Raw genomic sequence first — 22,142 nt, forward strand, 5'->3', positions numbered from 1 at the left:
CCCGCTCTGTTGAACCGCCCTAGCCTCGCGCCCTCAAAACAACCCGAGTTTCCTCATCGTGACATTGCCCGCGCAAAACCTGCTCGCCGAAGAAGCCAGCCCCTATCTGCAGCAGCACAGCGGCAATCCCGTCCACTGGCGGGCCTGGTCGCCGGCTTCCCTCGAAGAAGCCAAGACGCTCGATCGCCCGATCCTGCTGTCCGTCGGCTATGCCGCCTGCCACTGGTGCCATGTCATGGCCCACGAAAGCTTCGAGAATGACGGCGTCGCCGCCGTCATGAACCGTCTGTTCGTCAATATCAAGGTCGACCGCGAGGAGCGTCCCGACATCGACCAGATCTATATGGCCGCACTGTCCTCGATGGGCGAGCAAGGCGGCTGGCCTCTGACCATGTTCCTGACACCGGACGGCAAGCCATTCTGGGGCGGCACCTATTTTCCGCGCGAGGCGCGCTATGGCCGGCCTGGATTCATCCAGGTGATGGAAGCGGTCGACAAGGCGTGGCGCGAGAAGCGCGACAGCCTGCATCAGAGCGCCGACGGCCTGACCTCCCATGTCGAGGCGCGCCTCTCCGGCACGCATGCCAAGCAGAGCCTGGACCGCGGCACGCTCACCGACCTCGCCGGCCGCATCGACGGCATGATCGACCGCGATCTTGGCGGCCTGCGCGGCGCGCCGAAATTCCCCAACGCGCCATTCATGCTGACGCTGTGGCTGTCCTGGCTGCGCGACGGCAACGCCACGCATCGCGACGACGTGCTTGTCAGCCTCGAACATATGCTGAGCGGCGGCATCTATGACCACATTGGCGGCGGGCTCAGCCGCTACTCGACCGATGCCGAATGGCTGGTGCCGCATTTCGAGAAGATGCTCTACGACAATGCGGAGCTGATCCGCTTCTGCACCTGGGCCTTTTCGGCGAGCGGCAATGATTTGTTCCGGGTACGAATCGAAGAGACCGTCGACTGGCTGCTGCGCGAAATGCGCGTCGACGGAGGTGCCTTCGCTGCCAGCCTCGACGCCGACAGCGATGGTGAGGAGGGTCTTTTCTACACCTGGAGCAGACAAGAGATCGAAGCCGTCCTTGGGGACGATTCAGCCTTGTTTTTCAAATACTTCACGCTTTCCAGCCCGCATGGCTGGGAAGGCAAACCGGTGGTCCATCAAACCCGCGCCCAACAGGCCCAGGGCGTAGCCGATCGCGACAAACTCATCCCGCTCAAGGTAAGACTTCTCACTGCCCGGGAAGAGCGGGTCAGGCCGGGTCTGGATGCAAAGACCCTCACCGACTGGAACGGCCTGATGATCGCGGCACTTGCCGAGGCCGGCCGCTCGCTGCGCCGGCCCGACTGGATCGAGGCCGCGGCCAAGGCTTTTGCTCATATCAGCGGTTCCAGCCGAGACGGCCGCTTACCGCATTCCATGCTCGGCGCCAGGAAATTGTTCCCCGCTCTGTCGATCGACTATGCCGCCATGGCCAATGCGGCGATCGCGCTGTTCGAGGCATCAGGTGATTGGAGCTATATCGACCAGGCGAAGCAGTTCATCGAACAGCTCGACCATTGGCACGCCGACGCCGCCGGCACAGGCTATTATCTGACCGCATCGGACAGCACCGACGTGCCGATCCGCATCCGAGGCGATGTCGACGAAGCCATTTCCTCGGCCACCAGCCAGATCATCCAGGCGCTGGTGCGGCTCGCTTCGGTTACCGGCGACCTCGACCTCGGGGAAAAAGCCTGGAAGATTGCCGAGCACGCGGCAGGCCGCGCGGCGCATCAGGCCTATGGCCAGGCGGGCATCGTCAATGCATGCTCGCTGGCGATCGAGCCGCTGAAACTGGTCATCGTGGACAGTCTGGATGATCCAAAGCTCATTCCGGTTGCAAATCGATGCCCCGACCCGCGTCGAGTCGACATTGTTGTCGCAATCGGTTCGGAAACGAATCGACCCTTGCTGCCTGGGGGATTCTACCGCCGACGGAGAAGATGGGTGCCTGGCTTTGTACCGGGCAGGTGTGTTTGCCTGTGGTGACGGATGCAGGAGAGTTGGAGCGGTTGTTGAGTCGAGGCTAGAAGAGCCGGAAGGCTACGCCGACGGCCCGTTGCTTCACATACCAAGCGTCAGCGCTGCCCCGCATGCAGCTTGGCGCATGCATTGTCTTATGCTGCGCTGGTCGACCCCCACTCCGTCTCGGCTTCGCCGAGCCACCTCTCCCCCGATCGACGGGGCAGAGGAAGGGCCTGAGCCTATTGCCGTCAGCGCTTTTCCAATGAGGCTCCCTTCCTTTCCCTCCGGAGGGGGGAAGGTGGCGCTGCGAAGCAGCGACGGATTGGGGGGAACCACGTGGCAATCAAGCCCCCGGGCTGATCAGTCACGTCAAAGAAAATGTGCGCATAGCGCAGCCGCTTCGCGGGGAGAAATGCCCGGCAGGGCAATGAGGGGCGGCGCCGACTTGGGCAACTTGCCGCCACGGTAATGCAGACCTAACCCCAGGCAATGAAAAACCCCATCCCGGTTTCCCGGAACGGGGTTTCAATTCGCAGGCCGGAAAGGTTCGGCTATACCCTACGTGTTCATCGAATCGAAGAAATCGCCGTTGGTCTTGGTCTGCTTCAGCTTGTCGATGAGGAACTCGATCGCGTCGGTGGTCCCCATTGGCGCCAGGATGCGGCGCAGCACGAAGATCTTCTGCAGGTCCGAGCGCGGAACCAGCAGGTCTTCCTTGCGGGTACCGGACTTCAGGATATCCATGGCCGGATAGATACGCTTGTCGGCGACCTTGCGGTCGAGCACGATTTCCGAATTGCCGGTGCCCTTGAACTCTTCGAAGATGACTTCGTCCATGCGGCTGCCGGTGTCGATCAGCGCGGTGGCGATGATGGTCAGCGAACCACCTTCCTCGATGTTGCGGGCAGCACCGAAGAAGCGCTTCGGCCGCTGCAGAGCGTTGGCGTCGACACCGCCGGTCAGCACCTTGCCGGAGGACGGAACCACGGTGTTGTAGGCGCGGCCGAGGCGGGTGATGGAATCGAGCAGGATGACGACGTCGCGGCCATGCTCGACCAGGCGCTTGGCCTTTTCGATGACCATTTCGGCGACCTGGACGTGGCGCACCGCTGGTTCGTCGAAGGTCGAGGACACGACCTCGCCCTTCACCGAGCGCTGCATGTCGGTCACTTCTTCCGGCCGCTCGTCGATCAAAAGCACGATCAGATAGCATTCGGGATGGTTGGTGGTGATGGAGTGGGCGATGTTTTGCAGCAGCACCGTCTTACCGGTACGCGGCTGCGCCACGATCAGAGCGCGCTGGCCCTTGCCGAGCGGCGCCACCAAGTCGATGACGCGCGGCGAAATATCCTTGGAGGTCGGAACCTCCATTTCCATCTTCAGCCGCGACGTCGGATAGAGCGGCGTCAGATTGTCGAAGTGGATCTTGTGACGGATCTTCTCGGGATCGTCGAAATTGATGGTGTTGACCTTGAGCAGCGCGAAATAGCGCTCGCCCTCCTTCGGGCTGCGGATCGGTCCTTCGACCGTATCGCCGGTTTTCAGCGAAAAGCGCCGGATCTGCGACGGCGAAATATAGATGTCGTCGGGACCTGGCAGATAGTTGGCATTGGCCGAGCGCAGGAAGCCGAACCCGTCCTGGAGCACCTCGACCACGCCATCGCCGATGATCTCGACGTCCTGGGCGGCCAGCTTCTTCAGGATCGCGAACATCAGCTCCTGCTTGCGCATGACGCTGGCGTTCTCGACCTCGAGCGATTCGGCATAAGCGATCAGCTCTGGCGGCTTCTTGTTCTTGAATTCGGTAAGTTTCATTTCTTGCATAGACGGACTCTGGGTGAGCTTTGGGAAAAAATAGCGGCGGGATGCGACAAATGCCGGGCGCGGCCAAAAACAATGAAGGGCGGCGCATGACGGGAAGGAAGACCCGTCTTTTATCGTCGGTCGGGTGAAAGAGCAAGCCGCGTTTTACGAGGCCTGATCGGCCTCAGAACGGCTTGACGACAACCAGGATCACAATAGCAATCATCAGCAATGTGGGGATCTCGTTGACGATCCGCCAGTGCTTCGCGGGCTTTTCATTGCGGTCCTCGGCGAATTTGCGCACCGCGCCGGCGAGATAGCCGTGAACGGCGGACAACAGAAGCACCAAACCGATCTTGGCATGCAGCCAGCCGCCGTGGAATCCAAACACTTTCCAGGCAAGCCACAGCCCGAACACCCAGGTGACGATCATCGCCGGATTGATGATGCCGCGCAGCAGGCGCCGCTCCATCACCTTGAACGTTTCCGACTGCACCGACCCTTTCTCGGCATCGACGTGATAGACGAACAGCCGCGGCAGATAGAGCATACCGGCCATCCACGAAATGACGGCAAGGATATGGATCGCCTTCGCCCAGGGATAGAAACTGTCGGATGCGAAGAAAAACAAAAGCGCCGTCAGCACAATCAGGACACCGATCCCGATAGTCATGCGCATCATCGCCTGGCCTGTGCTGTTCGTGTTGTTCATCTGGGCCATCAGCGTGTCGCGCTCCTCACCTGTTTCACCATCGCCTCGACATGCGCTATCGGCGTCTCCGGCGTGATGCCGTGGCCGAGATTGAAGATCAGCGGTCCGTCACCCAACGCTTTCAGGATCGTCTCGACACCGTCGGATAGCGCTTTGCCGCCAGCCACGAGGCGCAAGGGATCGAGATTGCCCTGGACCGCACCCGAGCGCTGCAGATCCTTCGCCGCAGCCAGCGGCACCGTCCAGTCGATCCCCAGGCCCGTTACGCCGGTCTTCTGGCGATAGGTGCGGTAGCGCGCGCCAGCGCCCTTGGGGGAAACCGATGATCGGCACATCGGGATGGACCGCACGAACCTGCCGGACGATCTCGGCCACCGGCCAGACGCAAAACTGGTCGAACGACGCATCGTCGAGCACGCCGGACCAGGAATCGAAAATCTGCACAACGTCGGCGCCGGCTTCGATCTGCCGGATCAGATAGGCCGCCGAATGATCGGCCAACACTTTCAGCAGCTGTTGAAACGCCACCGGCTCGCGATAGGCGAACAGCCGCGCCGGTGCCTGGTCGGGCGTTCCATGGCCGGCAATCATATAGGTCGCCACCGTCCAGGGCGCGCCGCAGAAGCCGATCAGCGTTGTTTCGTCGGGCAGTTTGGCCCGCAACCGGCGAACCGTCTCGTAGACCGGTTCGAGATTCACGTGAAACACATCGCTTTCCAGAGCCATGATCTCGGCAACCGAGATCGGCGTCAGCAGCGGCCCTCTTCCCTCCTCGAAGCGAACATCGCGGCCAAGCGCATGCGGAACGACAAGAATGTCCGAGAACAGGATCGATGCATCGAAGCCGAAGCGCTCGATCGGCTGCAGCGTCACTTCGACGGCCAGGTCGGGATCATAGCAGAGGTCGAGGAACGAACCCGCCCGCCTGCGTGTTTCACGATATTCCGGCAGATAGCGCCCGGCCTGGCGCATCATCCAGAGCGGAGGCGGAAAATGAGCCTCGCCCTTGAGGACGTCCAGCATGATCCGGCTTTTGGGCATTGAGCGTTCGCCTCTCCCAGCCTGCCTATAATCTTAAAGATTCTTATATCTAAGATTCTTCTGATTCTAAGAGTCTGTTGGTTGTGGTGGTTGTCACCTGTCCCGCTTTGCCCCGAAAAACACCAGCAAGCATATTGTCGCGCGCTTCGTTCTCCCGGATGTAGGGTTCTGGGGATAGTTCGGAATCCGCCACTGGAGTCAAAGCCTTAGGATGCTCCGGGAAAAGTCGGCCCTGTGGACGGATGCAGGGCAAGAAAACTGGTCCCCAGACTTGTCCCCAGCCGCCCGACGAAGCTGACAGCACAGCGAATTGTGGACAAACTGCCATCTGATACAGTCGCCTCCGACCGGCTTCTCTTTCTGTCCCGCTTTATCCACACAAGCCCACAGCCCCAGGTGTCCCCTGTGAACAAACCCCAGAGCTTCTTTCACCTGCACCTGATTTCCGACGCGACCGGCGAAACGCTGCTCGCCGCCGGGCGGGCAGCCTCGGCGCAATACAAGGACGCGCGGGCCATCGAACATATCTATCCGCTCATCCGCACCGAAAAGCAGGTGGCCAAGGTGTTCGAGGACATCGAGGAGGAGCCGGGCATCATCCTCTATACGGTCGTCGACCAGAAGCTGGCGCGCGGCATTGACGAGCGCTGCGCCACCATGGGCCTGCCCTGTGTGTCGGTGCTGGAGCCGGTGCTCACCGTTTTCCAGTCCTATCTCGGCACGCCGGCCGGCCGCCGCGTCGGCGCCCAGCACGTCCTCGACGCCGAATATTTCCGCCGCATCGATGCGCTGAACTTCACCATGGAGCATGATGACGGCCAGCTGCCGGCCAATATGGACGATGCCGACATCGTGCTGATCGGCATTTCGCGGACGTCGAAGACGCCGACCAGCATCTATCTCGCCAACCGCGGCATCAAGACCGCCAACATCCCGATCGTGCTTGGCGTGCCGGTGCCGGAAAGCTTGGTCAGCGCGTCCAAGCCGCTGATCGTCGGGCTGATCGCCACCGCCGAGCGCATCTCGCATGTCCGGCAAAACCGCGTCCTCGGCAACAGCAGCACCTACGAGGCATCGGACTATGTCGACCGCGCGGCCATCACCGAGGAGCTCGCCTACGCCCGCCAGATCTGCACGCGCCACGGCTGGCCGATGATCGACGTCAGCCGCCGCTCGATCGAGGAAACGGCGGCGGCCATCGTTGCCCTGCGGGGGAAGAACAGGTAAAATGTCGCGATCCTTCACGCGCGCTTTCATCTGTTGCAAGAAGGTCGCGCCCAGTCGACCCGACCCCCTCTGGCCTGCCGGCCATCTCCCCCTCAAGGAGGGAGATCAAGCGCCTCATTGCTTTCGCCAACTTTCAACGTTGCAAGTATGGCGAGGCGCCGAAGCTGCCGATCTCCCCCTTGAGGGGGAGATGGCCGGCAGGCCAGAGGGGGTCGGTTCGACCGGACGCGACCTCCCTGCCGCAATTAACGGCGATCAACCAGGCACACAGGCCATGACCGAAAAAATCATCCTCGCCTCAGGCAGTTCGTTCCGCAAGGCGATGCTTCTCAATGCCGGCATCGACGTCGAAGCCGTCCCGGCCGATGTCGACGAACGCGCGCTCGAGGCGCCATTGCAGGACAGCGGCGTTTCGCCCGAGGATGTCGCCTTGGTGCTGGCCGAGGCCAAGGCCACCGAGGTGAGCGAACGCAGGCCCGGCGCGCTGGTGCTCGGCTGCGATCAGACTTTGTCACTCGGCGACGAAGTGTTCCACAAGCCGGCCGACATGGAAGGTGCGCGCCGCCATCTTCTGGCGCTGTCGGGCCAGACCCATCAGCTCAACAGTGCCGCGGTCCTTGTCCGAGACGGCAAAGTGTTATGGCGCCATGTCGGCATCGCCGGCATGACCATGCGCAAGCTCGACCCCGGTTTCATCGGCCGGCATCTCGCCCGTGTCGGCGCCAAGGCGCTGACCAGCGTCGGCGCCTACCAGATCGAAGGCGAAGGCATCCAGCTGTTCGAGAAGATCGAGGGCGACCATTTCACGATAGTCGGCCTGCCGCTTTTGCCGCTGCTGGTTGAACTGCGCACGCTGGGAGCCATCGATGGCTGAGGCAACGAAGAAGGCTTTTGTCACCGGCCATCCGATCAAGCATTCGCGCTCGCCGAAGATCCATGGCCACTGGCTGGCAAAACACGGCATCGACGGCAGCTACGAGGCGATCGATGTGGCGCCGCAGGATTTTGCCGACTTCATCGGCACTTTGCAGGCAAACGGGTTTCGCGGCGGCAATGTCACCATTCCGCACAAGGAAGCCGCCTTCGCGCTTGCTCATCGCCGCGACCAGGCGGCCGGAGAGATCGGCGCCGTCAACACGCTGTGGTTCGAGGACGGTGTCTTGTGGGGCGGCAACACCGATGGCCACGGCTTCGCCGCCAACCTTGATGATTACGCGACGGGCTGGGCGAATACTGGCCCCGCGGTCGTGCTCGGCGCCGGCGGCGCATCCCGCGCCGTCATCCAGGCGCTGAAGCAGCGCGGTGTCAGTGACATCCGCATCGTCAACCGCACGCTCGCCCGGGCGCAGGAATTGCGCGATCGTTTCGGCGCCGGCGTCTCGGCGCATGGCACGGCGGCGACCAACGAATTGCTGGCCGACGCCGGCCTGCTGGTCAACACCACGGCGCTCGGCATGGTCGGCAATGAAGGCCTCGCCGCCGATCCGGCTTTGCTGCCCGACCACGCCATCGTCACCGACCTCGTCTATGTGCCGCTCGAAACCCCGCTGCTCGCCGCCGCGCGCGCCAGGGGGCTGAGGACGGTCGACGGCCTCGGCATGCTGCTCAATCAGGCCGTGCCCGGCTTCGAACACTGGTTCGGTGTCCGGCCGCAAGTCACGGCTGAGCTGCGCGCGATCATCGTTGCCGATCTGGTGCCGAAGCCATGATCGTGCTCGGCCTCACCGGCTCGATCGGCATGGGCAAATCGACGACGGCAAAAATGTTTGCCGAGGCCGGCGTGCCGGTCCACGATTCCGACGAGGCTGTGCATCGGCTTTATTCGGGTGTGGCTGCCCCTTTGGTCGAGGCCGCCTTTCCCGGAACGACCGTTGCCGGCGTGGTCGACCGCGCCAAGCTTGGCGCGCGTGTGCTCGGCGATGCCGCCGCGTTGAAGCGGCTGGAAACCATCATCCATCCGCTGGTCCGCGCCGACGCTGACGCCTTCCTGGCCAGGCATCGTACCGCCGGCGAATCGATCGCCGTGCTCGACATCCCGCTGCTCTTCGAAACCGGCGGCCGTGGCCGCGTCGACAAGGTCGTCGTCGTCACCGCGCCCGCCGAAGTCCAGCGCCAGCGCGTGCTGGCGCGGCCGGGCATGACCGAGGAAAAGCTGGCGGCGATCCTGGCCAAGCAGGTGCCGGATGAGGAGAAACGCAGGCTGGCGGATTTCGTCATCGACACCGGTCAGGGTCTGGATGCGGCGCGGGCGCGGGTCAAGGCGATCGTTGGGGAACTCTCGCGCTGACGCTTTCCTTCTCCCCTTGTGGGAGAAGGTGGATCGGCGCGCAGCGCCGAGACGGTTGAGGGGTGTTCCAGCGGAGTGAGACGTTGGCGTTCCCTGGAGCACCCCTCATCCGTCGCCTTCGGCGACACCTTCTCCCACAAGGGGAGAAGGGAAAACGGGCATTGCCCATTGCCATTTTGTTCCGGTGTCATGATTCTGCTCCTCAGGAGCACCTGATTCGATGCGCGAGATCATCTTCGACACGGAAACCACCGGCCTTGATTCGCGCGACGACCGCGTGATCGAGCTGGGCGGCGTCGAGCTGGTCAATCGTTTCCCGACCGGCAGGACGTTCCACCACTACATCAACCCGCAGGGCCGCGCGATCCATGAGGAGGCGCAGGCGGTGCACGGCATCAGCGCGGCGGACCTTCAGGGCAAGCCGACCTTTGCCGACATTGCCGAGGAATGGCTGACCTTCACGGACGGCGCCAAGCTGGTCGCCCACAACGCCACTTTCGACATCGGCTTCCTCAATGTCGAATTCGGCCGGCTCGGCCACCCCAATATCGATCCCGGCTTAGTCGTCGATACGCTGGCGCTGGCGCGCCGCAAGCATCCGATGGGTCCCAATTCGCTCGACGCGCTCTGCCGGCGCTACGGCATCGACAACACGAAGCGCACCAAGCACGGCGCGCTGCTCGATTCCGAATTGCTGGCCGAGGTCTATATCGAGCTGATCGGCGGCAAGCAGGCAGCCCTTATCCTCGACAGCGCCACCGCGCCGGCGCAGGGCGAGAATGTCAGGCACATCGAAATCATCGTCGCCGCGCGCGCGCCCGCGCCGCTGCTGCCGCGCCTGACGGAAGCGGAGCGCGCGGCGCACGCCGCCATGGTCGCCACGCTCGGCGAGAAGGCGCTCTGGCTGAAGGCCAATCCGTCTGAAGCAGGCGCCGCGGCGTCCTCATAAATACGGCCACTCACCGCGCCCCATTGCCGCGATCGCGGCAATGATCCGCGTGAATGCCTCGGCGGCAGCGGGCACGGTGGTGCGGGCGCGCAAAAAACTGTGCACGAGTCTGGACTCCTCATGCCACCATGCCTTGCCCCCGGCCGCAACGATGCGGTCGCGATAGGCCTCGCCATCGGACGATAGCGGGTCGCACTCGGCTGATATGATCACCGTCGGCGGCAGGCCGGAAAAGTCGCTGTCGCGCAGCGGTGAAAATGTCGGATCGTCGGGCGATTGCCGCTTGGCCGCACGGACGTCGCGGTAGAAGGCGATGTCGCCGACGGACAGCAGCGGCGCCTCGGCATGTTCGACATAGGAGCCGGTGCCCTCGTCGCCACCGAGGCCGGGATAGATCAGAACCTGGCCGATCGCGGCGGAGGCGTGCTTGCGCGTTGCTTGCGCCACCGCCGCCGCCAGATTGCCGCCCGCGCTCTCGCCGCACAAGATGAGCGGCAGGTCGCTGGCTGCAGCCGCCCATGCGAAGGCGGCCATCGCATCGTCGAAGGCGGCGGGGTGGACATGCTCCGGCGACAGCCGGTAGTCGACCGACACTACGTCGAAACCGCTGCCGGCGCAGATCTCGGCGCAGATGTCGTCATGGCTGTCGAGCCCGCCGAGGATGAAACCGCCGCCATGGAAATAGAGCACCATGGCCCGCGCGGCCTTGCCGGTTAGCTGGTAGTGGCGGATCGGGATGCCGTGGCCCGAGGCGGCGACCAGGCCGTCGCTGACCTTGACCCCGGCTGGACGCCCCTTATGGAAAGCCCGGCACATCCTGTCATAGACCGCGCGCTGCTTGTCGATCGGCAGGCCGATGATCTCGGGCGGATACCAGGCGTTGACGCTGTCTATGTATGCCCACAGCGCCGGGTCGAGCCGTGTTTCATATTTTTCGCGGCCGGTCATGTCGCTCTGCTGTCATAGATCGGCGTAGAGCGCCGCCGCATTATCGAAGGTGAAGCGCAGCGGCACCGAGCCCTCGACTTGCCAGGCGGTGACCGTCTCCCCAGCCAGCAGCCGGCAGGCGCCTTCCGTGTCGGTGACCGCGCCGCCATAGAGCCGGTTGGCAAGGTTGAGGATGCCGGTCTGGTGCATGGCCGCGCTGCCGCTGCCGCAGGCATCCTTGACAAGCAGCACGCGAAATCCCTTTGTCACGGCGTCCTTTACTGACGCGTCGATGCAGGCCTCGGTCCAGACGCCGGCGACGACAAGCCATTCGATGCCGGAGGCCTTGAGCCGCTCGGCGGCGGGGCCGCTGCGAAAGGCGCTGGCCTCCGCCTTGACCAGCAGCGTCTCGTCCTTGGCCGGCGCCACCTCATGGCAGATCTCGGTCAGCGGGTCGCTCTTGTCGGAAAAGGCCGACTTGCCGTCGGCACCGACGGGATGAAACGGCCGGTCCTGTTTGTCGAGATCGACGATATAGGCCCAGTGCTGGAGCGGCACATGGTTTGCGCGCGCCGCCGCCTGCAGGCGCTGGACGTTGGCGAGGATGCCGGCAAAGCCCTCGACCAGATAGCGCGGGTCCTGCCGGTGCTCTTCCTGCAGGTCGATGAAGATACCGGCCACCGTGCCGCGCTTGATGGAGATGGGAGTTTTCATGCGGAGGCGCCCGGGTTGGCGGCCAAGGCCGTTCCGTTCAGCGCGCTGGCGCAAACGGTGGTGATTGGCCGTCGCCTCCCCCACTTCGTCATCCACGGGCGGAGCAGGAGCGAAGCTCCGTCGCGAAGACCCGAGGATCCATTCCGTGACATTGGCCAGTGAACACAGCGGAGCAGAATCTGCACCGTTGCGGCGCATTGGAGTCCCGGCATGGATCCTAGGGTCTGCGCCGCGTCGCTGCGCTCCTTGCTTCGCCCTAGGATGACGACGTGATGGGAGGCTTCGCTAGCCACGAAGGTTACGTCATCGAGGCGGGCGGCGGATATCAAACCTGCTTCTCCAGAAACTCATCCTCATAGGGAAAGCGCGACAGAAGCTCCGTGCCCGTCTCGGTGATCAGGATCTCGTCCTCCAGCTTGACGCCCTCGCGGCCGCCCTTCTCGCCGATATAGCTTTCCACGCTCACCACCATGCCTGGCACGATATGGCCGTCGCGGCCATAGGTCTCGTAATCCATGGCATGCGCGATGAACGGTGTCTCGCCATGCATGCCGACGCCGTGCATGACCGAGGTGTAGCGCTGGTCGACGAAGCGATCCGGGATTGTCCACGCCTTCTCGGCGATCTCGCGAAACGCCATGCCGGGTTTGACGATCGAAATATTGTGCTGAACCTGGTCATGCGCCATGCGGTAGAGCGACTTCTGGTAATCGGTCGGCTTGCCCGGCCCGCAGCGGAAGGTGCGCGAAAAATCCGAGTAATAGCCGTAGCAGCCGATCGTATCGGTATCGAGCGCCAACAACTCACCAGGCCGGATCTTGCGGCCGCTGGCCTCGTTGAACCATGGATTGGTGCGCTGGCCTGAGGTCAGCAGCCGCGTCTCGATGAACTCGCCGCCCTGGCGGATCACCTCGCCATACATGATGGCGAACAAATCGTTTTCGGAGACGCCCGGCTTGATCGCCTCGCGCACGGCGTAGACGGCGGCTTCAGCGCCGGCCATCGACACCTGCAGGCATTTCACCTCCTCGGGCGTCTTCACCGCGCGCACCGCCAGGATCTCGCCCTGGCAATCCCGCACCTCGCAGCCGCGCTTTTCCAGCGCCAGCGCCTGCAGATGGCTACAGCGGTCGAGCCCGAGCTTCATCGAACCGCCGCCATGCTTTTTCAGAAGCTCGGCGATCTCGTCGGCGAAAGGACCGGCGGTCTCGTCGTCGCGGCCGGAGACCGACGACCAGACCAGCTTGGACGGCCGCGCCTCGTCGATCGTGTCGAGCACCATCGAGACATGGTAGCTCTGGGGATATTCGAACAGCACGATCGGCCCCTCGGTCGGGATAAAGAAATACCGGGTCGAGTTGCGCAGGAAATAGCCGAACATGTTGCGCGAGCCGGTGGCGTAGCGCTGGTTGTACGGGTCGAACAGCACCACGCCGCCATAACCGGCCTCACGCATCCAGCCGCGCAATTTGGCCAGCCGGCCCTTGCGCAGCGCGTCGGCATCGATGAAGGACGGCTCGGTGTCCGACAGCCACATGCCGCCGGCCGGATCGGCCGCCGCCGGGTGGCGCATGCGGTCCTTGAAGTCGACGTCCTCGGTGCTGTCGGGGTCGAATACGACGATGCTCATCAGTGCCTGGCCTTGGGTGGGTTGCGAGCCCAGACCATGGCGCAGGAGGGGCGGAAGCATTGTGCGGAAAACCGCGTTTGTTGTGCGAGATGCCGCCGCAACCTCGGTTAAAACCGATCAACACGAACGACCGAGTTCGACCCGAAGGGGAAGTCTAGCAGGCGACGAGGGTGTGTTGGCCGATGGACACGCGCTGCAAGGCGCCGCAAGTTGTCTTATTGTCAGCGAATTCAACACCTTTGATAAAGTGGTGAAGCACACGGAGATTGGCGGGATGGACCGGCGAAGCGAAGAACAGATGAGAAAACTGAGAAAAGAATGGACCGACGGCGGCTTCGTGGTGCTGAAAGGTGACGACCATAAAGAGATCGACAGATGGATATTACGATTACTTGACAAGAAAACGAGATCCGACGAAGAAGAATACATCGTTTCACGTGTCGACCACAGTTTAAATTTCGACATTCCATTTCAGGCAACAAATGTAGTTAGAGACGATCTGTTACATATAGTTAGGATGAAGATGAAGGATCCGAACTGGACCCGTCTCCCACGCTGATGGATTGGGCATCGAACTAAAGCACATAGAGAAGTCGGGTCAGGGAAATCTACGTCCGCTTTCCACCGATCTCAGTTGTCGGGGACAAACACCTCTAATGCCGTCGCGCCAGTTTCGGCGGATGCCCGTGCTCCTCGCGAAAGGCCCGGGCGAAGCTCGACATCGAGGCAAAGCCGCAGGCCAGCGCCACGTCGCGCACGGCGAGCGTCGAATGCGCCAGCAGATCGGCGGCGCGCTTCAGCCTGAGCCGCCGGTAGTAGCCATTGGGCGAGATGTCGAGTTCGGAGCGGAACGAGCGTTCGAGCTTGTCGGAGGACACGCCGAGCCGCGCCGTCAGCTCAGCCATGCCGAGCCGCTCCTCGACCGCGTCCTCCATGATGGCGATGGCCGACAGCACCAGCTCGTTCTGCACGCCGGTGCGCAGGCGCAGCGGCATCAGCTTGCGGTCGACGCTGGAGCGCAGCTGGCTGTGCACGAACCATTCGGCGACGCCGGCGGCAAGCTCGGCGCCGTAATCCCGGGTGATGATCTCCAGCATCATGTCGAGGCTGCCGACCCCGCCGGCCGACGTGAACCGCTTGCGGTCGATGACATAGAGGTCGCGCCGCAGTTCGATGTTGGGAAAAGCCTCGGTGAAGGCGGCCTGGCTGGTCCAGTGCAAGGTGCAGGCATGGCCGTCGAGCAGGCCGGCCCGCGCCAGGAAAAACGCCGCATCCGCCACCGCGCCGATATGGGCGCCATTGCGCAGGCTGCGGCGGATCCAGCTCGCCGCATCCTCGGCGACGAGGTGATCGGCGTCGCCGCCCGAGCAGACGACAATGCGATCGACCTTCGGCGCATCCTCCGCGTAAAAACCCGGCTGGATGACGACGCCGTTCGAGGCCTCGACCGCCCCTTTGGTGCCGCCGACGATGATCCAGCGATAACACTGCCGCTTCGCCAGGATGTTGGCGGCGCGCAACGGCTCGATGACCGAACTGAACGCCATCATCGGAAAGCCGGGAAACACCAGCACCGCGAAGGTCAAGGGTTCGGTGGGTTTTTCGGGTTCGCGCATCGCCATGGGCGCTACATCTCGGGCGAATGGAGCGCTAGGTCAACGGGGTGATGCTTGAACCTGGACCGTCGGCAGCGCTGACCTTTGAGGTTAGAGGGTCTATCCCCCAGCGCCTGTTCCAGATCCGCGATCAGATCATCGCCATCCTCGATCCCCGCCGACAGCCGCACCAGCGAATCCGATATGCCGATCTCCGCCCGCTTCTCGGCCGGAATGGACCCATGCGTCATCAGCGCCGGGTGTTCGATCAGGCTCTCCACCCCGCCGAGGCTTTCGGCCAGCGTGAACAATTGCGTGCGTTCGAGGAAGCGTTTTGTGCCGGCCAGGTCGCGATCGAGCACGGCTGATATCATGCCGCCGAAAGCATACATCTGCTGGACGGCGATGGCGTGCTGCGGGTGGCTGGCGAGGCCGGGATAGATCACGCGGCGCACATCTTTTCGCGCCTCCAGCCACTGCGCGATCTTCAGCCCGTTGTCGGAATGCCGCTCCATGCGGAGCGCCAGGGTCTTCAGCCCGCGCAAGGCGAGAAAACTGTCGAACGGGCCCGATATGGCGCCGATGGCGTTCTGCAGGAATTTCAACTGGGCGGCCAGTTCCTTGTTGTCGCCGACGACCGCCACGCCGCCGACCATGTCGGAATGGCCATTGAGATATTTGGTCGTCGAGTGGACGACGATGTCGATGCCGAGTTCCAGCGGCCGCTGGATATAGGGGCTGCAGAACGTGTTGTCGGCGACCGTGAGAACACCCTTGCGTTTGGCCAGCGCGGCGACGCCTTCGAGGTCGACGATGCGCAGCAGCGGGTTGGTCGGCGTCTCGACCCAGAGCAGTTTCGTCTCCGGCCGGATCGCCGCCTCGACTGCCGCAAGGTCGGTGAAGTCGACGAACGAGACCTGGAGACCCGCCGAGCGCTTGCGCACCCGCTCCATCAGCCGGAAGGAGCCGCCATAGATGTCGTCGGTGGCGACGATATGGGCACCGCTATCGAGCAGTTCCAGCACGGTCGAGATCGCCGCCAGGCCGGAGGCGAAGGCGAAGGCGGCCGTGCCGCTTTCCAGATCGGCCACGGCGCGCTCGAAGGCGAAGCGCGTCGGGTTCTGGCTGCGGGCGTACTCAAACCCCTTGTGCACGCCGGGTGACTGCTGGCCATAGGTCGAGGTGGCATAGATAGGCACCATCACCGCGCCGGTCAGCGGATCGTGGCTCTGGCCGCCATGGATGGTGCGCGTCGAAAAGGCCAGGCGGTTCTTGCCGGCTGGCGGGGTGTGTTTGGTCATCGTGCGCGCCTCAGATGGTTGATCAGGTCGATGCGGGTGATCAGGCCGACGAACTCGTCGCCGTCGAAGATGATGGCGACCTCGTTGCGGTCGAACACCGGCAGCAGCGCATCCAGCGTCTGGCTGGCCTGCAGCGTGTGCAGATTGGAGGTCATCGCCGTGCGCACCGGGCCGTTGAAGCGCTCCCAGCGGCCGTCATAGGGGCCGTCGACCTTGGCCAGAATGTCGCTTTCGTCGACGATGCCGACGAGCTTGCCATTGTCGAGCACCGGCAGCTGCGAAACATCGGAGCGGCGCATGCGGCCATAGGCGTTGAGCAGGCTTTCGTCCGGGCCGACATAGACGGTGTCGCCGGTGCGGTGCGAGCGCATGACGAGGTCGCGCAGATCGCCATGCTGCTCGTGCTCGGCCAGGCCCTGTTCGGCCAGCCAGAAATCGTCGAACACTTTTGACAGATATTTGTTGCCGCTGTCGCAGACGAATGTCACGACGCGCTTCGGCACCGTCTGTTCGCGGCAATAGCGCAAGGCGGCCGACAACAGCGTGCCCGAGGACGAGCCGGCCAGAATGCCTTCGCGCGACAGGAGATCGCGCACCGCCAGCATGCTTTGCTTGTCCGTGATCGAATAGGCCTTTTTCACCAGCGACAGATCGGCATTGGGCGGCACGAAGTCCTCGCCGATGCCTTCCACCGTCCAGCTGCCAGCCTCTTCCATCTTGCCAGTCTTGATCAAGGGCGCCAACACCGAACCGACCGGATCGGCCAGCACCATTTCGGTCTTCGGCGACACCTCGGCAAAGTAGCGGCCAAGCCCGGTCAGCGTGCCGCCGGAGCCGACGCCGACGACCACCGCGTCGACATCACCGTTAAGCTGCGAAAAGATCTCGGGGCCGGTGGTCGTCTCATGCGCCAGCGGGTTGGCCGGATTGGCGAACTGGTTGGCATAGAAGGCGCCGGGCACTTCCGCCGCGATCTTCTCGGCCATGTCCTGGTAATATTCAGGATGCCCCTTACCGACATCGGAGCGCGTCATGCGCACCTCGGCGCCCAGCGCCCGCAGATGCTGGATCTTCTCGCGCGACATCTTGTCGGGCACCACCAGCACGATGCGGTAGCCCTTGGGGATGCCGACCTGGGCAAGGCCGAGACCGGTATTGCCGGCTGTCGCCTCGACGATCGTGCCGCCCCGCTTGAGCTTGCCCTCTCTCTCGGCCGCCGCGATCATCGACAGCGCGATGCGGTCCTTGATCGAGCCGCCGGGGTTCTGGCTTTCCAGCTTGATGAACAGCCGGCATTTGCCGGTGTCGAACTTGGTCAGCTCGACCACCGGCGTCTGGCCGATCAGGTCGAGAACCGACGCATAAGGTGGGCGCAGGCGGGATGTTGCGCTGTCCGAGGGGCCGCTGTCAGGCGCGGCGACCTTCTGCTCGCTCATTCAGATGCTCCATGATCAAGCGACCGCCTCGGGGGCAGAGCGGCAGCGTAGCCTCTTTTCCAGCCGTTTGTCGCGGGAAAGAAGATAGAACGTGCCAATCAACTGGCCAGACGGGGAATGAAATTCCATGAGGTGCTTAATCTCCCCCTCGAGGGGAGATGGCCGGCAGGCAGAGGGGGTCGGTGCGACCGGGCTCGGCCTGCCACTGCAGAAGGGGGTTGGCGCTTCACGCGCAATGACCCCCTCTGTCGCCTTCGGCGACATCTCCCCCTCAAGGGGGGAGATCATGCCTCGACGGCCGCCTGGCCTTCGATCTCGATCAGGAAATCCGGATTGGCGAGACCGAGCACGCGTATGCCTGTCACCATCGGCGGCGGCCCGCGATCCGCCCAGAACGCCATCCAGACGCCGAAGGCCGGCCTGATGTCGGCGTCGCCGACAATGTAGATCGACAGGCGCACAAGATCCTCCAGCCTGGCGCCGCCGGCTTCGAGCACCATCGCCAGATTGGCGAGCGCCTGCTTGGTCTGTACGGCGATGTCGCCCTTGCCGACGATCTGGCCATCGGCATCGACGCCGTTCTGGCCGCCGATCAGCACGAGGCGGGCCGAGGCGGGCAGCGCCACGCCTTGCGAATAGGCCGGGTTGCTGTGCATGCCCTTCGGGTTCAGCCGCTCGATAGCCATTTTGTCTCCTCTCCCGAAAGAATGCCGCGCCACGAAAGGGCAATCGGCCGGCTCGTTCAACGAACCATCTCGTTCGTTGAAGCCGCCATTTTCACCATGCTAGCCGAACGGGATGCCAGCCGAAACAAGCAGGCCGCGCGATCCTGACATCCCAGGAGGAGACAGCCGATGAAGATCATTGCCTACGACGACTTCAAGCCCGGCGTCACCCTCGACGACCTCAAGCCTTATCTGCGTGACGAGGTGTCGAATGTCTGGCGGCTGTGGAAGGCCGGCATCGTGCGCGAAAACTATGCCCGCGCCGACGTCGGCGGTGTCATCATCGTCTTCGAGCTCGACAGCGTCGAGGAAGCCAGGCGCTACACCGACGACTTCCCGCTGTCGAAGGCCGGTCTGCTGGAATGGCATTTCCTCGCTTTCGAGCCGGCACCCTTGCCGCTCGAATATCTGTTCGACGCAACCGTCGACATCGCCCAACCCTGGGATCGGACGGCGGCATGATCCGGTCGAGCGAAGGCATCGAGATCCCGGCCAGCCTGGCCGAATGGTGCGATCCCAGCCGCATGGCGCTGGTGGTCTACGACATGCAGGTCGGCATCTGCCGCCAGATCGCCGGCGCGGCCGGTATCGTCGAGCGCACCGGCATCGTGCTTGAAGCCGCGCGCTCGGCCGGCATGCTTGTGGCGTTCACGCGCCATCTCTCCTTGCCACGCAAATGGATGGGCGCCACCCAGCTGCGCACCGCCATGGCCTGGCAGCGGCGCGACAGTCCGGACACTGTCGAGCCGTGGTTCTTGCCCGACGCCGAAGCGACGCGAATTGTCCCTGAACTCGCGCCACGCCCTGATGAAGCGGTGTTCGACAAGCTGACCATGTCGGCCTTCGATTCCACCGCGCTCGGCTTTGCGCTCGGCGATTGCGGCGTGCGCGCCATCGCCCTTGCCGGCATCGCCATGGAGATCGGCATCGAGCCGACCGTCCGCCAGGCGACCGACAACGGTTTTACGGCCGTGGTGATCGAGGACGCCTGCGGCTTTGGCAACCGCGAAGCGCGCGACCGCTCGATGGCGACGCTGCGTTTCCTCGGCGAAGCCGTCATCACCGATGTCGCCGGCTTTTGCGGCGCGCTTGCCGATGCGGCGTGAGGGACGAAAGGTGCTAGGCCGCCGCCTCGATATCAGTGCGGAAGCGCACGCCCTCGGCACGGCCATGCACTCTGCCCCAGTCGTAGAGCGCCTGGAGTGCGGCAGCGAGATCGTGGCCGCGCTCGGTCAAGGCGTAGCGCGCCTTGCCATCGGGCGACGTCTCGAGCACGACGAAGCCGATCTCGACGAGATCGGCGAGGCGCTGCGTCAGCATCTTGTCGGAGAGCGAGGGGATCATTCGGCGCAGCTCGGAATAGCGCAGCGGCCCTTGCTTGATGCGCGCGATGATCACAGTTTTCCACTTGCCGCCGAGCGCGTCGAGCGCGAACTCGACCGGGCAGCCATAAAGTCTACCGCGTTGTGTCATGCACCGATCCTAGGCAAGGCGCCGCCACGACGGAAGCGGAATTTGCCCGGCCATGTGGCCAGATTGCCGGGCCCGGCTTTGTCGGCGACAGTTTCATAGGGAGAGCCAAGATGAGCGTCAGGGATGCCAATCCGGTTAATGCGCTGAGGCCGAAACGTGTCGCGATCGTCATCGCCAATCCAGCCATCTCGACCACGACCGGCTGGCCGGTCGGCTTCTGGTGGAGCGAGCTGACGCATCCGTGGTTTGCCTTCACCGAGCGCGGTTATGCCGTGGACATCTTCTCGCCCGACGGCGGTAAATGCGAGGCCGACGCGCTGAGCGACCCGCGCGATCCCTCGGGTTACTCCGAGACCGATCTGATCTCGCTCGGCTTCCTGTCGAGCCCGAAACTGGCATCTCTGGTCGAAACCACGCGGCCGGTGGCGGAGATCGATGTCGACAGCTTTGACGCCATCGTCGTCGCCGGCGGCCAGGCGCCGATGTTCAGCTACGATCGCGCGGAAACATTGCAGCGAACCTTCGTCGCCTTCCATGAAGCCGGCAAGGTGGCCGCTGCGCTCTGCCACGGCACCGCCATCCTGCGTTACGCCAGGCGCGCGGACGGCTCGCTGCTTGCCGCCGGCAAGACCGTGACCGGCTTCGCCAATGCCGAGGAGGATTTCGCCGACAACGCGACCTGGCAGATGGGCGCGCTTGAGCGCGGCAAGCATCTGATGCCCTGGCGCATCGAGGACGAGTTGAAGGCCATCGGCGCCAACTATGTCCAGGCCGGGCTGTGGCGCGGCTTTGCCATACGCGACGGCAATCTGATCACCGGCCAGCAGAATTTCTCCGGCGCCGAGACCGCGCGCCTGGTGTGCGAGGCGCTGGGCGGCTGAACGCTCTCTCTTTGAATTGACGCAATTCCGGACGGAAAACCGCTTCACACTTTTCCTGGAATTGCTCTACCCCAGCAATTGCTTGCTCAGCCTAGCGCACTGGACGCGGATGTCGGGGATGGCGTCGATCTCGAAGAAGGTGCCGCGAGTCAGCGGGCCGACGGCGAGGATTTTGCGCGAGACCGTACCGTCGCCGGCGATGATCTCGCAATTGGCCGAGACGTCGAGGCCAATGCGCATCGGGTCCGGCCGGCCCAGCCCGCGGTCGACCAGCGAGCGCACCACACTGTTTGACGAGGTCGAAATGTCGCGCACGATGCCCGAGCAATCGTAGATACGGGCGACGTCGAAAGTCTCGACAAGCTGGCTGTGGCGCGACTGGACGTCGACGCTGAAAGTCTCGCCCGGTGCGATGCCGAGGACGCGGCCGGCGACAAGCCGGATGCGGCCGGATTGCACGGCCTCGGTCACCTTGGCGTAGACTTCCGGCGCCATCCGATGACGGTGGATGTCCCACCAGGCCTTGGTGTGCTCGACGAAGCGGCGCTTGGCGGAGGCCGGCCAGTTCTGCCAGATCTTCTGGTTGAACGGCCTGAGACCATCGACCACGTCGCGCCAGTCGATGCCGGCCTTCTGGTTCTCGCGGATCAGGTCGCGGAACCAGCCGACGAAATAGGAAAGCTGGGTGCCAAGCGGAATGTCGGCGACATCAAGCTTGATCGGATTGCCCTTGCGGTGCGGCGACGGCAGCAGGCCGCGTCGCGACACGGCGACGATCTTGCCGGTGTGGCCGCGCTGTTCCAACGCCAGGAACGCGTCGACCATGCTGAGCCCGGTGCCCAGCACCAGCACGGGGCTGTCCGGATCGAGAGCGGTGTCGGCGTCCGAGCCCATGCGGACTGCATGGCCTTGCGCCGGCTGCTCGTCATGGCCGGTGGCCAATATGGCCAGGTGGGCGACGACGCTGGTGCCGTTGGCGAGCGCGACCTCGACGCCGGAGGCGGTCGGCGTGATCGACAGGCTCTCCTCATGGATCAGCCGCAGCCGTCCGCTCGGCTGTTCGCGCGCTTCGAGTTCGTCGAGCAACTCGCCGAGATAGCGGGCATAGAGGCTGCGCGGCGCGTAGAAAGGTGTCTGCGGCGTCTGCTCCTGGTCTACCAGGCCATGCCCCTGCAGCCAGCGCCAGAAATTGCCGGGATCGTCGGCATAGGCGCTCATGCCGGCGGCACTGACATTCAGCACATGCGCCGACAACAGCGTCGAATAGGCGATGCCCTGGCCGAAATGCGGGCGCTTTTCGATCAGCGTGACGCGCAGATCCGGATTGGGCGACTTCAGGAGATGCGCGGCCATCACGACGCCGCTGGCGCCGCCGCCGACAATGATGATGGAGCTGGGGATGATCGAATTGGCGCGCCCGCTCATGCGCG

At 63.8% G+C, this 22,142-nt stretch carries 20 protein-coding genes and 2 pseudogenes; 10 read left to right on the forward strand and 12 right to left on the reverse strand.

Translation table 11 applies throughout. From position 1 onward, the window contains the following. The first annotated feature begins 58 nt into the window (after window positions 1-58). A pseudogene (locus HB778_RS14165) lies at window positions 59-2,076 on the forward strand (thioredoxin domain-containing protein). Window positions 2,077-2,569: 493 nt separating this feature from the next. Here the strand turns inward: HB778_RS14165 and rho are convergent. The 3 genes and pseudogenes from rho to hemE all read right to left on the reverse strand — a co-directional run bounded on the left by rho (window position 2,570) and on the right by hemE (window position 5,567). Further along, entirely contained in the window at window positions 2,570-3,835 is a 1,266-nt protein-coding gene (gene rho / locus HB778_RS14170; RefSeq protein WP_095202590.1) for a transcription termination factor Rho, read from the reverse strand. 163 nt (window positions 3,836-3,998) lie between these two features. Further along, window positions 3,999-4,535: a protoporphyrinogen oxidase HemJ gene (gene hemJ, locus HB778_RS14175; protein WP_183464430.1), complete on the reverse strand. Its 537-nt coding sequence runs from the start codon at window positions 4,533-4,535 to the stop codon at window positions 3,999-4,001. Continuing rightward, a pseudogene (gene hemE / locus HB778_RS14180) lies at window positions 4,535-5,567 on the reverse strand (uroporphyrinogen decarboxylase). The gene hemJ and the pseudogene hemE overlap by 1 nt, the downstream one beginning before the upstream one ends. Window positions 5,568-5,972: 405 nt before the next feature. Between hemE and HB778_RS14185 the strand changes: the two are divergent. The 5 genes from HB778_RS14185 (at window position 5,973) to dnaQ (ending at window position 10,030) form a co-directional block, all read left to right on the forward strand. Then, window positions 5,973-6,794 (forward strand): pyruvate, water dikinase regulatory protein, encoded by an 822-nt coding sequence (locus HB778_RS14185; protein ID WP_183464431.1) that lies wholly within the window; start codon window positions 5,973-5,975, stop codon window positions 6,792-6,794. 274 nt (window positions 6,795-7,068) lie between these two features. Then, window positions 7,069-7,668, forward strand: coding sequence for a Maf-like protein (locus HB778_RS14190; protein WP_183464432.1), 600 nt, complete (start codon window positions 7,069-7,071; stop codon window positions 7,666-7,668). Next, window positions 7,661-8,503 carry a shikimate dehydrogenase gene (locus HB778_RS14195; RefSeq protein WP_183464433.1) on the forward strand — a complete coding sequence of 281 codons (843 nt, stop codon included), beginning with the start codon at window positions 7,661-7,663 and terminating at the stop codon, window positions 8,501-8,503. Before HB778_RS14190 ends, HB778_RS14195 begins: the two co-directional genes overlap by 8 nt. Beyond that, complete coding sequence (gene coaE / locus HB778_RS14200) at window positions 8,500-9,081, forward strand: dephospho-CoA kinase (protein WP_183464434.1); 582 nt, start codon at window positions 8,500-8,502, stop codon at window positions 9,079-9,081. The genes HB778_RS14195 and coaE overlap by 4 nt, the downstream gene beginning before the upstream one ends. 220 nt (window positions 9,082-9,301) lie before the next feature. Beyond that, a complete protein-coding gene (gene dnaQ / locus HB778_RS14205) occupies window positions 9,302-10,030 on the forward strand; it encodes a DNA polymerase III subunit epsilon (protein ID WP_183464435.1) in 729 nt (242 codons plus the stop codon). On the opposite strand, the gene HB778_RS14210 is transcribed toward dnaQ, so the two are convergent. From HB778_RS14210 to HB778_RS14220, 3 genes are all read right to left on the reverse strand, one after another. After that, window positions 10,025-10,978: an alpha/beta hydrolase gene (locus tag HB778_RS14210; protein WP_183464436.1), complete on the reverse strand. Its 954-nt coding sequence runs from the start codon at window positions 10,976-10,978 to the stop codon at window positions 10,025-10,027. The two genes, dnaQ and HB778_RS14210, sit on opposite strands and share 6 nt — an antisense overlap. Window positions 10,979-10,990: 12 nt before the next feature. After that, window positions 10,991-11,671, reverse strand: coding sequence for an isochorismatase family protein (locus HB778_RS14215; RefSeq protein WP_183464437.1), 681 nt, complete (start codon window positions 11,669-11,671; stop codon window positions 10,991-10,993). A gap of 325 nt (window positions 11,672-11,996) precedes the next feature. Continuing rightward, complete coding sequence (locus tag HB778_RS14220) at window positions 11,997-13,301, reverse strand: M24 family metallopeptidase (RefSeq protein ID WP_183464438.1); 1,305 nt, start codon at window positions 13,299-13,301, stop codon at window positions 11,997-11,999. Between the two features lie 61 nt (window positions 13,302-13,362). On the opposite strand from HB778_RS14220, the gene HB778_RS14225 reads away from it, so the two are divergent. Beyond that, window positions 13,363-13,860, forward strand: coding sequence for a hypothetical protein (locus tag HB778_RS14225; protein ID WP_183464439.1), 498 nt, complete (start codon window positions 13,363-13,365; stop codon window positions 13,858-13,860). 94 nt (window positions 13,861-13,954) lie between these two features. On the opposite strand, the gene HB778_RS14230 is transcribed toward HB778_RS14225, so the two are convergent. The 4 genes from HB778_RS14230 to HB778_RS14245 all read right to left on the reverse strand — a co-directional run bounded on the left by HB778_RS14230 (window position 13,955) and on the right by HB778_RS14245 (window position 18,319). Continuing rightward, window positions 13,955-14,923 carry a GlxA family transcriptional regulator gene (locus tag HB778_RS14230; protein ID WP_183464440.1) on the reverse strand — a complete coding sequence of 323 codons (969 nt, stop codon included), beginning with the start codon at window positions 14,921-14,923 and terminating at the stop codon, window positions 13,955-13,957. A 5-nt stretch (window positions 14,924-14,928) separates the two neighbouring features. Further along, window positions 14,929-16,197: a trans-sulfuration enzyme family protein gene (locus tag HB778_RS14235; protein WP_244661911.1), complete on the reverse strand. Its 1,269-nt coding sequence runs from the start codon at window positions 16,195-16,197 to the stop codon at window positions 14,929-14,931. After that, the gene (locus HB778_RS14240; protein ID WP_183464441.1) at window positions 16,194-17,633 is read right to left on the reverse strand and encodes a pyridoxal-phosphate dependent enzyme; all 1,440 of its coding nucleotides are present in this window, start codon (window positions 17,631-17,633) and stop codon (window positions 16,194-16,196) included. The genes HB778_RS14235 and HB778_RS14240 overlap by 4 nt, the downstream gene beginning before the upstream one ends. Window positions 17,634-17,917: 284 nt before the next feature. Further along, on the reverse strand, window positions 17,918-18,319 hold the full coding sequence (locus tag HB778_RS14245; RefSeq protein ID WP_183464442.1) for a RidA family protein: 402 nt from the start codon (window positions 18,317-18,319) through the stop codon (window positions 17,918-17,920). A gap of 168 nt (window positions 18,320-18,487) precedes the next feature. On the opposite strand from HB778_RS14245, the gene HB778_RS14250 reads away from it, so the two are divergent. Together HB778_RS14250 and HB778_RS14255 are read left to right on the forward strand one after the other, a co-directional pair. Then, window positions 18,488-18,820, forward strand: a complete 333-nt coding sequence (locus HB778_RS14250; RefSeq protein WP_183464443.1) for a hypothetical protein — start codon at window positions 18,488-18,490, stop codon at window positions 18,818-18,820. Next, complete coding sequence (locus HB778_RS14255) at window positions 18,817-19,464, forward strand: cysteine hydrolase (protein ID WP_183464444.1); 648 nt, start codon at window positions 18,817-18,819, stop codon at window positions 19,462-19,464. The genes HB778_RS14250 and HB778_RS14255 overlap by 4 nt, the downstream gene beginning before the upstream one ends. A 13-nt stretch (window positions 19,465-19,477) precedes the next feature. Here the strand turns inward: HB778_RS14255 and HB778_RS14260 are convergent, their stop codons facing one another. Beyond that, window positions 19,478-19,831: a winged helix-turn-helix transcriptional regulator gene (locus tag HB778_RS14260; protein ID WP_183464445.1), complete on the reverse strand. Its 354-nt coding sequence runs from the start codon at window positions 19,829-19,831 to the stop codon at window positions 19,478-19,480. A 110-nt stretch (window positions 19,832-19,941) separates the two neighbouring features. Between HB778_RS14260 and HB778_RS14265 the strand changes: the two genes are divergently transcribed. Continuing rightward, window positions 19,942-20,712 (forward strand): type 1 glutamine amidotransferase domain-containing protein, encoded by a 771-nt coding sequence (locus HB778_RS14265; RefSeq protein ID WP_183464446.1) that lies wholly within the window; start codon window positions 19,942-19,944, stop codon window positions 20,710-20,712. Between the two features lie 66 nt (window positions 20,713-20,778). Here HB778_RS14265 and HB778_RS14270 read toward each other — a convergent pair whose 3' ends face one another. Then, window positions 20,779-22,137 carry an FAD/NAD(P)-binding protein gene (locus HB778_RS14270; protein ID WP_183464447.1) on the reverse strand — a complete coding sequence of 453 codons (1,359 nt, stop codon included), beginning with the start codon at window positions 22,135-22,137 and terminating at the stop codon, window positions 20,779-20,781. Window positions 22,138-22,142 lie beyond the last annotated feature (5 nt).

Origin of the sequence: Mesorhizobium huakuii, from assembly GCF_014189455.1 — a bacterium.
In the GTDB taxonomy this organism is placed as follows: domain Bacteria; phylum Pseudomonadota; class Alphaproteobacteria; order Rhizobiales; family Rhizobiaceae; genus Mesorhizobium; species Mesorhizobium huakuii_A.